Genomic DNA, 13,548 nt, shown 5'->3' with positions numbered 1-13,548 from the left:
GACCGCCCGGCCGCGCTGCGACCAATCGACACACAGTGACGGCGAGCGGCCCATCGATGCCGCTCGCCGTGATCCGCCAGGGATCGTTACTGGTTGTTCTGCCGATGCAGGAAGCGCGGGATATCGAGCGGATCCTTTTCGGCGGCAGGCTCCTCGTCGCGGGCGGCGCCGCGCGAGACGCTCGACATGCGCTCGAACAGCGTTCCACCGAGCTTGACGCGCGGCGCAGGTGCGACCGGCTCCGGAGCGGACGGGGCGGCGGGCGCTTCCTCAGCGGCGGGCGCACCCGGCGACAGCCAGCGGCGGCGCGTGGGCGCCTCGGCCGGGGTGTCGTCGGCAGCCGGCGCCGACGGAGCAGGCGCCGTATCGTCGAAGGCCTTCGTCGGTGCGGGCGCGGGCGCGGCTGGCTCGGGGGCGACAACGGTCTCGCTGCCGAGCACGAGTTCGTCTTCCTCAGCGGCGACCGGCTCGGGCGCGGGCTCGCTTGCCGGCGCGGCATCGGCCGGGGTCTCGGTCTTCTTGGTGCCCGAGAAGCTGAACGCGCGCGACACCGGGGGCGCCACGGGAACGGGACGGGTTTCCGCCTCTATACCGGTGGCGACCACCGAGACGCGGATCTTGCCCTCGAGGTCGGGATTGAACGCCGAACCCCAGATGATGTTGGCGTCTTCGTCGACCAGTTCGCGGATGTGGTTCGCAGCTTCATCGACTTCGAGCAGGCGCATGTCGTCGCCGCCGGTGATCGACACGATGACGCCCTTGGCGCCCTTCATGCTGACGCCGTCGAGCAGCGGGTTGGCGATCGCCTTCGACGCCGCCTCGATCGCGCGATTGTCGCCCTCGGCCTCGCCGGTGCCCATCATCGCCTTGCCCATTTCCTGCATCACCGAGCGGACGTCGGCGAAATCGAGGTTGATGAGGCCGGGCATGACCATCAGATCGGTGATCCCGCGCACGCCCTGCTGCAGGACTTCGTCGGCCATCTGGAACGCTTCCTTGAAGGTCGTGTTCGCATTGGCGACGAGGAACAGATTCTGGTTGGGGATGACGATCAGCGTATCGACATACTTCTGCAGTTCCTCGATGCCCGCCTCTGCGCTCTTGGCGCGACGCGTGCCTTCGAAGGCGAACGGCTTGGTGACGACGCCGACCGTCAGGATGCCCATGTCCCGCGCCGCCTTGGCGATCACCGGTGCGGCACCCGTCCCGGTGCCGCCGCCCATGCCGGCGGCGATGAAGCACATGTGCGAGCCTTCGAGCATCTTGGTAACCTGCTCGATCGTCTCTTCGGCAGCAGCGCGCCCGATCTCGGGGCGCGACCCGGCGCCGAGCCCTTGCGTGATCTTCGCGCCGAGCTGAATCTTGTGGCTCGCGGTCGACTGCTTGAGCGCCTGCGAATCGGTGTTGGCGACGAGGAACTCGACGCCCTGCACATCGGCACGCATCATGTTCGCGATCGCGTTGCCGCCTGCGCCGCCAACGCCGATTACGGCGATGCGCGGCGTGAGCTCATCGACTTCTGGCGGCAAAAATTCGATGCTCATGTCCGGTCTCCAAACCGCGCCCACACCCCGGCGCGAAACTAATATGGGTGTATTCTTGCACCATCGCTCGCGGTCGTTCCAGAGCGAACCGCACAATCGAGTAGCAAATCTTTAATAATTCGCGCGGGCCGCCGCCATCAAGCGCCGGAACAGCGCAAAACCTTTCGGGCGATGCACCAATTGCTGCTTGCCCGACAAGGCGCGCAGATCGACCGGATCGGCCGCGGCATAGAAAGCGAGCCCGGCGAGCGTCGCGAAGGCCGGGCCGGCATGCGCCTCGGGCAAGGCGGTCAGACCGCGCGGGCGCCCGATCCGCACCGAGCGGCCGAGCGCCTGCTGCGCATAATCGGCGATCCCCTTCAATTCGGCGCCGCCGCCGGTCAGCACGACCTGACGCCCGACCGGGCCCTCGAACTTGAGCTCGGTCAGCGCCTTGCCGACTTCGCCGATCAGATGGTCGAGCCGCTGGCGGATCACTGAAATGAGCTGCGCCTTGGTGATGCGCGTGCCGTCATGCGCGTCGTCCTCGGCCGAGATCGGGGCGACGTCGATCATCTCGTGATTGTCGCGCGGGGAAGCGTTCGCCGAGCCGTGGACGCATTTCATCCGCTCGGCCTGCGCACGACGCGTGCCGAAGGCCGAGGCGATGTCGTCGGTAATGTCCTGCGCGCCGATCGGGATCGACATCAGCCCGACGAGCATCCCGCCGGCGAAAAGCGATACGTTGGTGATCCCCGCGCCCAGCTCGACCAACGCGACGCCGAGTTCGCGCTCCTCGTCGCTGAGGCACGCCATACCCGTCGCAACGGGCGAGGCGATGATCGACTTCACCTCGAGATGCGCATTGGCGACGCACAGACCAAGGTTGCGCACCGGTGACCCGTCGGCTGCGACGACATGGATGTGAACGCCGAGCCGATCGGCATGCAGCCCAAGCGGGCGCTTCACCCCGGTCAGGCCGTCGAGCGTATAGAGCGCGGGCTGCGCATGGAGCACCATCCGCCCCGCCGGATCGATCGAGTCCCGGCCAGCCTGGAGCAGCGCATCGATATCGGACTGCTCGACACGGTGGCCGCCGAGCTCGAACTCGATCGAGGCGACGTCGGACACCAGCCCGCCGGCCGAAAAGCTGACCCACACATTCTCGATATTGGTGCCCGCGATCCGCTCGGCCTGCTCGACCGCCTCGCGCACCGCGACTTCGGTCGCGGCCGCATCGGCGATATAGCCGCGCTTGACGCCACGGCTTTCGCGCTGGCCGGTGCCGAGCACGATCAACTCGCCGCCGTCACCCTTCTGCGCGATCATCGCCGACACCTTGGACGACCCGATGTCGAGCGCGGTGATGAGGCCTTCCGGTGCTGTCTTCGCCATCTGCTTGTCCCCTGTTCCGCCCGCTTACGCTAAACCTGGCCTGCTGGCCCCGATTGTTTCGCTTCGATCACGTGCGATTTCCCCGCAGGCGTCGCTTGCCCCGTCACCGGCGTCCCGGCCGGCGTCGTCGCCGAGGGATCGGTGATCGCCTTATTGTCGACCAGCCCCGGTTTGCGCGCCACCAGCCGCGTCGGATCGCGCATGTCGAAGCCGAGCCAGCCCTTGCCGAGGAGCGGCTTGACCCCGTCGAGCTGCGCGAAGCGGACCAGCGCCTTGCCCGCCGCCGCGTCGCCCTCGGGGAGTGCGAGCGTCTCGCCGCTTTCGAAGGTCAGGGTCCAGCGCCGGTTGCCGACCCAGGCCGCGGCCTTGACCTGACCGCGCAACGCCGGCGCGACATCCAGCAATTGCCGATACGCCGGCTCCTGCTCGTTGGCATGCGCGCCGATCACCAGCGGCAGATCGGGCATCGCCTTGGGATTGACCGGCTCGAGCCAGGTGCCGTTGGCCGAAATCAGCGCGAGCTGGCCCTTATTCTGCCAGATCGCGCTCGGCGTGCGCTCGATGACATTGACCATCAGCGTGTCGGGCAGCCGCCGCGAGACATGCGCGTCCTCGATCCAGCCGCTATGCGCAAGCAGATCCTGGCGGATCTTCTCGAGGCTGACGAGCGGCATCGCCATCGACGGCTGGTTCGCCGCGATCTTGTAGATGACGTTGTGGTCCATCCGCTTGAGACCGGTGATCTGGATGTTGGTGACCCGGAACCCCGCATCGCCGATCCCCTCGCCGATCGCGCTGCCGATCGCCGCGGGCACGCCGAGATAGGTCGCCGCGCCAAGCAGCGCCGCGCCGACCGCACCCATGATCGACCAGGTCGCGATCTTGTGCAGCGTCGCCTCGCTGACGGGCAGCATCGCGATGAGCTTGTCGACCGTCGACGCCTTGGGCGGCTTGCGCCGCTTGGGCTGGACGGGGCGGCGTGCAGTGCCGCGCTTGATCGTGCCGGTGGTCATGGCGCCTTTTCCTTCAGCGCTTCATCGACGATCGCCTGGACGAGCTGCGAATAGGAAATGCCGCAATGCCGCGCCTGTTCGGGCACCAGGCTGAGCGGGGTCATGCCCGGCTGGGTGTTGACCTCGAGCAGGAACAGCCCGTCGACCCCGGCCTCGTCGTCCCAGCGGAAATCGGAGCGCGACGCGCCCTTGCAACCGAGCAGGCGATGCGCGTCGAGCGCGATCTGCTTGCACGCCGCGGTGATCTCGTCTGGGATCGCGGCGGGGAAGATGTGCTCGGTCTTGCCGTCGGTATATTTCGATTCGTAATCGTACCAGCCGCTCAGGGGCTTGAGCTCGGTCACGCCGAGCGCGGTTTCGCCGAGCACCGCGGTGGTGAGCTCGCGGCCGCGGATATACGGTTCGGCGAGCAATTCGTCGAACTCGGACCACGGGCCGGGCGTGCTGCGCGCTATCGGGTTGCCATAGTTGCCCTCGGCGGTGACGATCGCCACGCCGACCGACGAGCCTTCGTTGACCGGTTTCAGCACATACGGCCGCGGCAGCGGGTCTGCGTCGTACAGCATCTCCGACTTGACGATCCGCCCGCCCGGCATCGGGATGCCGGCGGGGACGAGCAGCAGCTTGGTCAGTTGCTTGTCGATCGCGATCACCGAGGTAGCGAGCCCCGAATGCGTATAGGTCAGCCCCATCAGGTCGAGCATGCCCTGCACCGAGCCGTCCTCGCCGGGCGTCCCGTGGAGCGCGTTGAACACGATATCGGGCTTGGCGTCGGTCAGCTTGGCGGCGACGTCATGCCCCATGTCGATCCGCGTCACGCGGTGTCCGAGCGATTCGAGCGCCTCGGCGACGCCCGCGCCCGACATCAGCGACACTTCGCGCTCGGCCGACCAGCCGCCCATCAGGACTGCGACATGCAAACTCACGACTCTTCACCCACGCGCTGAATTTCCCATTCGAGCGTCACCCCGGACTGCGCCTTCACCCGCGCGATGACGTCCTCGCCGAGCGCCTCGATGTCGGCGCTCGTCGCCGCGCCAAGGTTGAGCAAGAAGTTGCAATGCTTCTCGCTGACCTGCGCATCGCCGCGCCGCAGCCCGCGGCAGCCAGCGGCGTCGATCAGCGCCCACGCCTTGTGGCCGGGCGGATTCTTGAAGGTCGAGCCGCCGGTCTTCGAGCGCAGCGGCTGCGACGCCTCGCGCTCGGCGGCGATGCGGTCCATCTCGGCCTGGATGACGGCAGGCGCTTCAGGATGGCCGCGGAAGGTCGCGCTCACCACGACCGCGCCCGCGGGGAGCGTCGAGTGGCGATAGGTGTAGCCGAGCGCCTCGACCGCGAGCGTCTGTTGCTCGCCCGAGCGCAGGACGATTTCGCACTCGACCAGTACGTCCTTGGTCTCGCGCCCGTACGCGCCGCCGTTCATCCGTACGAACCCGCCGACGGTGCCGGGGATCGACCGCAGGAATTCGACCCCGCCGATGCTGGCATCGCGCGCGCTCGACGAGACGAGGATCCCGCTCGCGCCGCCGCCGCAGCGCAGCGTCGTCGCGTCGCGCGTCTCGACCTTGGCAAACGGCTTGCCGAGGCGGATCACCACGCCGGGAACGCCGCCATCGCGGACGATCATGTTCGAGCCGAGGCCGAGGGGGAGGACGGGCACGCTGGGGTCGAGCGCAGCGAGGAACGCGCTGAGGTCGGCCACGTCCTTGGGTTCGAACAGCCACTGCGCGGCGCCGCCGGACTTGAACCAGACGAGCGGGGCAAGCGGGGCGGACTCGGTAACACGCCCTTCAATCCCCCTCCCGCTTGCGGGAGGGGTTAGGGGAGGGAATGACCTGGAAGCTTGGGCGACGCCTGAAGAAGGCTCACCCCCAGCCCCTCGCGCAAGCGGGAGGGGGGAAGCAGAAGCGGGCACGGTCACTTCGCCGCCTCGATGCCAGCCGCCAGGCCGGCCGCCCACTTCGTGATATCGCCAGCACCCAGGCACACCACCATATCCCCCGGCTGCACCACCTTCGCCAGCGCGCTCGCGAGCGCTTCCGGCCCGGCGATCGTCGCCGCCGAGCGATGCCCACGCCGCTTCAAGCCCTCGACCAACGCCTCGGCATCGACCCCCTCGACCGGCGCCTCGCCCGCCGCATACACCGGCGCCACGAACACCATGTCGGCATCGTTGAACGCGCCCTGGAATTCTTCCATCAGATCGCCCAATCGCGAGAAGCGATGCGGCTGCACCACCGCGATCACGCGGTTCTCGACACCCTCGCGCGCTGCCGACAGCACCGCGCGGATCTCGACCGGGTGATGCCCGTAATCGTCGATGATCGTGACGGTGCCGGTCTCGCCGACCCCCACTTCACCAACTTTCGTGAAACGCCGCTTCACGCCGCCGAACTTGGCGAACCCCTGCTGGATCGTCGCATCGTCGATCCCGAGTTCGAGCGCCACGCCGATCGCGGCGAGCGCGTTCTGGACGTTGTGGCGCCCCGGCATCGGCATCTCGATCCCCTCGATCGACCGGCTCGTCCCGTCACGGTGGCGGACGATCACCTCGAAGCGGTTGCCGCCCGGGATCGGCGTGACGTTGACGCCGCGCACGTCGGACTGCGCCGAGAAACCATAGGTCACCACCCGCCGGTCGCGGACGCGCGGGATGATGTTCTGCACTTCGGGATGATCGAGGCAGAGCAAGGCAGCGCCGTAGAAGGGCACGTTCTCGACGAACTCGACGAACGCATCCTTGACCGCGTCGAACGAGCCGTAGTGATCGAGATGCTCGGGATCGATGTTGGTGACGACCGCGATCGTCCCGTCCAGACGCAGGAAGCTGCCGTCGCTCTCGTCGGCCTCGACCACCATCCAGTCGCTCGCGCCCAATCGCGCGTTCGAGCCGTAGGAATTGATGATCCCGCCGTTGATCACGGTCGGATCGACCCCGCCGGCATCGAGCAGCGCCGCGACCATCGAGGTCGTCGTCGTCTTGCCATGCGTCCCCGCGACCGCGACCGTCGATTTCAGCCGCATCAGCTCGGCGAGCATCTCCGCGCGCCGCACCACCGGGATGCGCCGTTCGAGCGCCGCCTCGACTTCCGGATTGCCGCGCTTGATCGCGGTCGACGTCACGATCACCGCCGCATCACCGAGATTGTCGGCATGATGCCCGATCAGCACCTTGATCCCCTTGGCGCGCAAGCCCTCGACGACATAGCCCTCGGCCACGTCGGAACCCTGCACCGCATAGCCGAGGTTCTTCATCACCTCGGCGATGCCCGACATGCCGATGCCGCCAATGCCGACGAAGTGGATCGTCCCGATATCGGTTGCGACGCCCCTCATGCGAACGCCGCCTTGACCGGCTGCGGCTTGCCGATCGGCATGTCGCCGAGCGGATCGGCGAGGCTCTCGACCAGATTGGCGAGATCGCGCACGGCGTCGGGCCGCCCGCAAGCGCGCGCGCGCCCGGCGGCGTTCTGCAGCGCTTCGGGGTCGAGCCCGAGCTTCTGCATCTGCTTGGCGAGCTCGACCGGCGTGAAGTGGCGCTGGTCGATCGTCCGCGCCCCCCCGGCAAGCGTCATCTCGCGCGCATTGGCGGTCTGGTGGTCGTCGGTCGCCGAGGGCAGCGGTACGAGGATCGCCGGCCGTCCGGCACAGGTCAGTTCGGCGAGCGTCGATGCGCCTGCGCGGGCGATCACAAGATGCGCCCAGGCAAGCTGTTCGGGCATGTCGGGCAAATACGTGGCAAGGTCAGCGGCAATCGACAGCTCGGCATATTTGGCGCGGCAGGCCTCGATATCCTCGATCCGCGCCTGGTGGGTGACTTGCAGCCGCCGCCGGAAGGCGACGGGCAACATCGAAAGGCCGTCGGGGACGACCTGCGACAGGACGCTCGCGCCCTGGCTGCCGCCGGTGACGAGGACGCGGAAGATGCCGTCCTCCTCGAGCAGCGGATACGGCTTGGCGCGCAAGGCGAGCACCGCATCGCGCACGGGATTGCCGACGAGATGCGTCTTTGCCTGCAGCTTCGGCGCGAGCCGCGCGACTTCGGCGTAGGACGTCGCAATCGCATCGACCTTGCCCGCGACGAGCCGGTTGACGCGGCCGAGCACGGCATTCTGCTCGTGCACCGCAGTCGGAATGCCCTGGTTGAACGCGCCGAGCAGCGCCGGCAGCGCCGGATACCCCCCAAAGCCGATCACCGCGTCGGGGCGAAAGCTCTTGTAGAGCTCGATCGCCATCGCGCGCCCGTTGAGCATCGCGCGCGCCGCCTTCAGATAGCCGACCGGCCCGCCGGTGAGGCGTCCGGCGGGGAGGATATGCGTCTGGATCCCCTCGAACAGCCCGGGAAAGCGCACGCCGCGCTCATCGCTAACGAGCGCGACATGATGCCCGCGCTTGATCAGCTCGGCGGCGAGCGCTGCGGCCGGGACCATGTGCCCGCCGGTGCCGCCCGCTGCCAATACGAAATGTTTTGCCGTCATATGCCGCTCCGATGCGCGATATATTTGGATCGCGTAACGAACGGATTGCGCCGGGTAAACGCCAGCAGCAACCCCATCCCGATCGACAAGGCAACAAGCGACGACCCGCCATAGCTGATGAACGGCAGTGTCATGCCCTTCGACGGTGCCAGCCCGGTGTTGACCGCCATAGAGATCAGCGCCTGGACGCCGAACTGCGTCGCGAGGCCGGCCGCTGCGAACAGCCGGAATTCATCCTGCTCGTCGAGCAGCTTGACGAACACGCGAACGACGATCGCAAGGAAGAGCAAAGCGATGATGACGCACGCGATCAACCCGAATTCCTCGCCGATCACCGAGAAGATGTAGTCGGTATGCCCCTCGGGCAGCCGGAACTTCATCGCGCCGCCCCCCGGCCCCGTCCCGCGCCAGCCGCCCGCGGTGATCGTGTCGTGCGCGGCGTTGGTCTGGAAATGGTCGGCCGCGCCGATCCCTTCCGCGTCGGGAAACAGGAAGGCGTTGATCCGCGCGCGCGCGGTTCCGTAGAACATGTACGCCGCGCCGAGCCCGACCGGCACCGCCGCGATCAGCCCGCCGATCACCTTGGGCGATGTGCCCGAGATCATCAGCAACGCCATCCACACCGCGCAGAACACGACCGTCTGCCCGAAATCGGGCTGGAGCATCAGCAGCACCGCGACGAGCGCGGTCATCCCGCCGGTGATCGTCACCACCGGGAGCGCCTCATCCTGTGCGCGCATCGACAGCACCCAGGCGGCGGTGACGATGAAGAAGGGCTTGAGGAATTCCGACGGCTGAAGCAGCGACACGCCGAGGTTGAGCCAGCGCGTCGCGCCGTTCTTCTGCACGCCGATCACCGGCACCAGCATCAGCAAGACGAGACACGCGACGGTGCCGATCAACGCCATCCGCCGCGCGACTGGCACTGGCAGCATCGACACGACGAGCAAGACGGGCAGCGACACGCCGACCCAGGCGAGCTGCCACCACAGATAGAAAAGCGGCGGCACGACATGCTTGCCATCCGAATAGCGGGTTGCAGCGGCCGGCGATGCCGCGCCGACCGCGACCAGCCCGACCGCGACGAGCAGCAAGGTCAGCAGCAGCAGCATCCGGTCGATGTCCCAGAACCACATGCCGAGCGCCGAACGATCGCCGCGTCCGCCGCGGTGTTTCATGCCCTTCCAAAGCTTGGGCGGCGGGGTCCGCTGTTCGCTCATGCCAGCGCCTCGACGGCACGGCGGAACTGGTCGCCACGATCTTCGAAATCGCGGAACTGGTCGAACGAGGCGCAGGCCGGCGAGAGCAAGACGGTGTCGCCCGGCTGCGCGTTGGCGGCGGCCTGCGCGACGGCGGTGGCGAGATCACCGCTTACCGTCACGGGGAGCTTGCCGTCGAGGATCGCGGCGAAGGGCTTCGCAGCGTCGCCGATCGTATAGGCGTGGACGACATGGCCGAACGACGGCGCGCAGGCGTCGAGATCGTCCGACTTGGCCTTCCCGCCGAGGATCCAATGAATCCGCGGGAACGCGGCCAGGGCGGGCGCAGTCGATTCGGGGTTGGTCGCCTTGCTGTCGTTGACGAAGGCCACGCCGTTCCGGACGGCGACACGCTCCATGCGGTGCGGCAGGCCCGCGAAGCTTTCAAGCCCCCGGTCGATCATCGCCTCTGGCACGCCCAGTGCCTGGGCGACGGCAATCGCGGCGAGCGCGTTCTGAGCGTTGTGCGGGCCTTGCAGGCTCGGCCAGCGCGACTGGTCCATGCACACGCCGGGCGCGATCTTGGTGAGATGCTCGCCACGCGCCGACAGGCTGCGCGCGATCAGCGCCGAGGGGGTGTCGCCGATCCCGATCACCGCGGCGTGCGTCGCGGATTGCATCTCGAACAGCCGCGCCTTCGCGGCGGCATAGCCTTCGAAACCGTCGTAGCGATCGAGATGATCAGGCGTGAGGTTGAGCAGCACCGCGACGTCGCAATCGAGGCTGAAGGTCAGATCGATCTGATAGCTCGACAGTTCGAGCACGTAGACGCCGCCTTCTGGCAGAGGGGCCTGCTCGAGGATCGGCAACCCGATATTGCCGCCCATCAGGCTGGGCACGCCTGCGGTCTGCAGGATGTGGTGCACGAGCGCGGTGGTGGTCGACTTGCCGTTGGTGCCGGTGATGCCGACGACCTTGTGCGACGGAAGGCTGGTACGTGCCTGGGCGAAGAGTTCGATGTCGCCGATGATCGGGATGCCCGCCCCGCGCGCCGTCGCGGCGACCGGATGCCGGTTGAGCGGCACGCCCGGCGAGACGACCAGCGCGTCAAAACCGGCAAGGTCGGTCGTTTCAGGATCCGCAAACGCCAAAAGCCCCTCCCCTTCAGGGGAAGAGTTGGGGGTGGGGACGTCTGCGGCAGCCGCAGCGTTCGCGTCCAGCGCGGCCCCACCCCAACCTGTCCCCTGAAGGGGAAGGGCGATGCCGTCGCGCTTGGCGGCATCGGTATCCCACGCAACGACCCGCCCGTCGCCCGCCAGCAACGCGCGCACGCTCGCCGCGCCCGAGCGTGCCAGCCCCAGCACAGCGAAGCTCTTGCCGCGCCAGAGGGGCGAGACGATCACCGGAGTTTCAACGTCGAGAGACCGGCCAGCGCGAGCACGAGCGCGATGATCCAGAAACGGATCACGACGGTCGGCTCGCTCCAGCCGAGCTGTTCGAAATGGTGGTGGATCGGCGCCATCTTGAAGACGCGCTTGCCGGTGCGCTTGTAGAAGAACACCTGGATGATGACCGACATCGCCTCGACCACGAACAGCCCGCCGATGATGCCGAGCACGATCTCGTGATGCGCGACGACCGAAATCGCGCCGAGCGCTCCGCCGAGCGCAAGGCTCCCGGTATCGCCCATGAACACGGCCGCGGGCGGCGCGTTGAACCACAGGAACGCAAGCCCAGCCCCGACGATCGCGCCGCAGAAGATCGCGAGGTCGCCAGCGTGCGGCACGTGCGGAATGCCGAGATAATGCGCGAAATCGGCGCGCCCGACGAGATAGACGATCGCCATGAACGCGACGCTCGCGATGATCACCGGCATCGTTGCGAGGCCATCGAGCCCGTCGGTCAGATTCACCGCATTGCCGAACGCGACAATCGTGAACGCCGCGAAGACGATGTAGAAATAGCCGAGATCGATCACCGATCCGGTATAGAAGGGCAGATACAGATGCGTGCCGTTCTGGTGGACGATCAGCGTCGCCGCGATCCCGGCAATGACGAACTCGCCGATCAGCCGCATCCGGCTCGAAACGCCCGCCGTGCTCGCCTTGCGCACCTTGTCATAGTCGTCGAGGAACCCGATCGCGCCGAACCCGAGCGTCACGAAGGTACACGCCCAGACATACGGGCTCGACAGATCCATCCACAGCAGGATCGAGGCGACCATCGAGGTGAGGATCATCAGCCCGCCCATCGTCGGCGTGCCGCGCTTGGCGAGATGCGATTGCGGGCCATCGCTGCGGATCGGCTGCCCCTTGCCCTGGCGCAACCGCAGCCAGCCGATGAAGCGCGGACCGATCAGCAGGCCGAGGAACAGCGACGTCGCAACCGCCGCGCCGGTGCGAAAGCTCTGATAGCGGATCAGGTTGAGCAGTCCCGGAAAGCCCAGATAGTCGGCGATGAAATAGAGCATTACAGTGTCCCGCTGCGCAGGGTGTCCGGTATCCTGCTTCGCAGGTCGGCGACGATCGCCGAAAGCCCCACGCCGTTCGATCCCTTGATGAGTACCGCATCGCCCGGCGCCAGCATCTGGGTCAGCATGGCGCGCGCCGCGGCGGCGTCGGCGACATGGACGAAATCGCCCTTCGTCTCAAGCGCGTTCGCGAGCGGCGCCATCGCTTCACCGACCAGAATGCCCGCTTCGACGCCGGCGGCCAGGATCGGCTCGACCAACGCCGCGTGATAGCCGTCGGAGCGCTCGCCCAATTCGCGCATCTCGCCGAGCACGACGAGCTTGCGGGTCGCGCGCTCGGCCCCGAGCACCGCGAGCGTCGCGCGCATCGACGACGGGTTGGCGTTGTAGCTCTCGTCGATGATCAGCGCTTCGCCCTCGCCGAGCGGCAGCGTGAAGCGCGCGCCACGCCCGACCAGCCCGCCCAGTTCGGCCAGCGCGAGGCCCGCCGCGGCGAGATCCCCGCCGACCGCATCGACCGCGGCGAGCACCGCGAGGCTGTTCGACACCCAATGCTGCCCGGGCTGGCTGATGGTGAAGCTGAGCTCGCGCTCCCCCACCACCGCGGTGACGAAGGTCGCGCCACTGGCAAGCCGCATCGACTCGATCGCGCGGACATCGGCGCCGCGCTCGAGCCCGAACGTCACGGTTCGCGCGGCGTGCGGCGCGGCGGCGGCGATCAGGCGGTCGCGTTGCGGGCTGTCGTACGGGATGATCGCGACGCCACCCGGCTCGAGCCCGGCGAAGATCTCGCCCTTGGCGTCGGCGATCGCGGCTTCATCGCGGAAGAAAGCGGTATGCGCCGGGGCGATCGTCGTGACGATCGCGACGTGCGGGCGGACAAGCTGCGTCAGCTGCGCGAGTTCGCCGGCATGGTTCATGCCCATTTCAAATACGCCGAAGCGCGTTTCGGCCGGCATCCGCGACAGGCTGAGCGGGACACCGGTATGATTGTTGTAGCTCTTGACCGAGCGATGCGCCGCCCCGCGCGCGCCGCGGTCGAGCGCGGCGTAGAGGGCTTCCTTGGTGCCGGTCTTGCCGACCGATCCGGTGACGCCGATGATTTTTGCGCTGGTGCGGGCGCGGGCGGCGCGGGCGAGCGCGTCGAGGGCTGCGGTCGTGTCGGGGACGAGGACGTGGGGGTGCTCGACTGGCTGCGAGACAATCGCGCCGGCAGCGCCCTGGGCAAAGGCTTGCGGGAGGAAGCGGTGGCCGTCGGTCGCCTCGCCGGTCAGCGCGATGAACAGGTCGCCGGGGCCGACTTCGCGCGAATCGAAGGTGACGCCGGTGGCGGTGAAGGGTGTCGATGCCGTGCCGCCGGTGGCGGCGGCGATGTCGGCGGAGGTCCAGAGGACGCTCATAGCCCCTCCCCTTCAGGGGAGGGGTTGGGGTGGGGCCGTAACGGGCGACACGCTCGGTGAGACACGGCCC

Annotated in this window: 11 protein-coding genes; all 11 read right to left on the bottom strand. The window is 67.9% G+C overall.

What is annotated here, in order from left to right; translation table 11 throughout:
- Positions 1-86: 86 nt before the first annotated feature.
- The 11 genes from ftsZ to ACVWYO_RS13980 all read right to left on the bottom strand — a co-directional run bounded on the left by ftsZ (position 87) and on the right by ACVWYO_RS13980 (position 13,478).
- Positions 87-1,544 carry a cell division protein FtsZ gene (gene ftsZ, locus ACVWYO_RS14030; protein ID WP_457351760.1) on the bottom strand — a complete coding sequence of 486 codons (1,458 nt, stop codon included), beginning with the start codon at positions 1,542-1,544 and terminating at the stop codon, positions 87-89.
- Between the two features lie 111 nt (positions 1,545-1,655).
- On the bottom strand, positions 1,656-2,918 hold the full coding sequence (gene ftsA / locus ACVWYO_RS14025; protein ID WP_140850127.1) for a cell division protein FtsA: 1,263 nt from the start codon (positions 2,916-2,918) through the stop codon (positions 1,656-1,658).
- Between the two features lie 29 nt (positions 2,919-2,947).
- Entirely contained in the window at positions 2,948-3,931 is a 984-nt protein-coding gene (locus tag ACVWYO_RS14020; RefSeq protein WP_457351758.1) for a cell division protein FtsQ/DivIB, read from the bottom strand.
- On the bottom strand, positions 3,928-4,857 hold the full coding sequence (locus ACVWYO_RS14015; RefSeq protein WP_457351756.1) for a D-alanine--D-alanine ligase: 930 nt from the start codon (positions 4,855-4,857) through the stop codon (positions 3,928-3,930). Before ACVWYO_RS14015 ends, ACVWYO_RS14020 begins: the two co-directional genes overlap by 4 nt.
- A complete protein-coding gene (murB, locus tag ACVWYO_RS14010; protein ID WP_457355003.1) occupies positions 4,854-5,726 on the bottom strand; it encodes a UDP-N-acetylmuramate dehydrogenase in 873 nt (290 codons plus the stop codon). The genes ACVWYO_RS14015 and murB overlap by 4 nt, the downstream gene beginning before the upstream one ends.
- A 122-nt stretch (positions 5,727-5,848) precedes the next feature.
- Positions 5,849-7,267: a UDP-N-acetylmuramate--L-alanine ligase gene (gene murC, locus ACVWYO_RS14005; protein ID WP_457351754.1), complete on the bottom strand. Its 1,419-nt coding sequence runs from the start codon at positions 7,265-7,267 to the stop codon at positions 5,849-5,851.
- Complete coding sequence (gene murG, locus ACVWYO_RS14000) at positions 7,264-8,409, bottom strand: undecaprenyldiphospho-muramoylpentapeptide beta-N-acetylglucosaminyltransferase (protein ID WP_457351752.1); 1,146 nt, start codon at positions 8,407-8,409, stop codon at positions 7,264-7,266. Before murG ends, murC begins: the two co-directional genes overlap by 4 nt.
- Complete coding sequence (locus ACVWYO_RS13995) at positions 8,406-9,629, bottom strand: FtsW/RodA/SpoVE family cell cycle protein (RefSeq protein WP_457351750.1); 1,224 nt, start codon at positions 9,627-9,629, stop codon at positions 8,406-8,408. The genes murG and ACVWYO_RS13995 overlap by 4 nt, the downstream gene beginning before the upstream one ends.
- Positions 9,626-11,011, bottom strand: coding sequence for a UDP-N-acetylmuramoyl-L-alanine--D-glutamate ligase (gene murD / locus ACVWYO_RS13990; RefSeq protein ID WP_457351747.1), 1,386 nt, complete (start codon positions 11,009-11,011; stop codon positions 9,626-9,628). Before murD ends, ACVWYO_RS13995 begins: the two co-directional genes overlap by 4 nt.
- Positions 11,008-12,078 carry a phospho-N-acetylmuramoyl-pentapeptide-transferase gene (gene mraY / locus ACVWYO_RS13985; protein WP_457351745.1) on the bottom strand — a complete coding sequence of 357 codons (1,071 nt, stop codon included), beginning with the start codon at positions 12,076-12,078 and terminating at the stop codon, positions 11,008-11,010. The genes murD and mraY overlap by 4 nt, the downstream gene beginning before the upstream one ends.
- Positions 12,078-13,478, bottom strand: coding sequence for a UDP-N-acetylmuramoyl-tripeptide--D-alanyl-D-alanine ligase (locus tag ACVWYO_RS13980; protein WP_457351743.1), 1,401 nt, complete (start codon positions 13,476-13,478; stop codon positions 12,078-12,080). Before ACVWYO_RS13980 ends, mraY begins: the two co-directional genes overlap by 1 nt.
- Positions 13,479-13,548 lie beyond the last annotated feature (70 nt).

This window comes from Sphingomonas sp. UYP23 (assembly GCF_054059235.1).
The sequence above is the reverse complement of the archived record's forward strand: the minus strand, read 5'-3'. Positions and strand labels throughout refer to the sequence as shown.

What these genes read in the sequence shown, in the direction of transcription:
- ACVWYO_RS13980 (WP_457351743.1), bottom strand. Translation starts at nt 13,478, where the DNA reads ATGAGCGTCCTCTGGACCTCCGCCGACATCGCCGCCGCCACCGGCGGC.
- ACVWYO_RS13995 (WP_457351750.1), bottom strand. Translation starts at nt 9,629, where the DNA reads ATGAGCGAACAGCGGACCCCGCCGCCCAAGCTTTGGAAGGGCATGAAA.
- ftsA (WP_140850127.1), bottom strand. Translation starts at nt 2,918, where the DNA reads ATGGCGAAGACAGCACCGGAAGGCCTCATCACCGCGCTCGACATCGGG.
- mraY (WP_457351745.1), bottom strand. Translation starts at nt 12,078, where the DNA reads ATGCTCTATTTCATCGCCGACTATCTGGGCTTTCCGGGACTGCTCAAC.
- murC (WP_457351754.1), bottom strand. Translation starts at nt 7,267, where the DNA reads ATGAGGGGCGTCGCAACCGATATCGGGACGATCCACTTCGTCGGCATT.
- ACVWYO_RS14020 (WP_457351758.1), bottom strand. Translation starts at nt 3,931, where the DNA reads ATGACCACCGGCACGATCAAGCGCGGCACTGCACGCCGCCCCGTCCAG.
- murG (WP_457351752.1), bottom strand. Translation starts at nt 8,409, where the DNA reads ATGACGGCAAAACATTTCGTATTGGCAGCGGGCGGCACCGGCGGGCAC.
- ftsZ (WP_457351760.1), bottom strand. Translation starts at nt 1,544, where the DNA reads ATGAGCATCGAATTTTTGCCGCCAGAAGTCGATGAGCTCACGCCGCGC.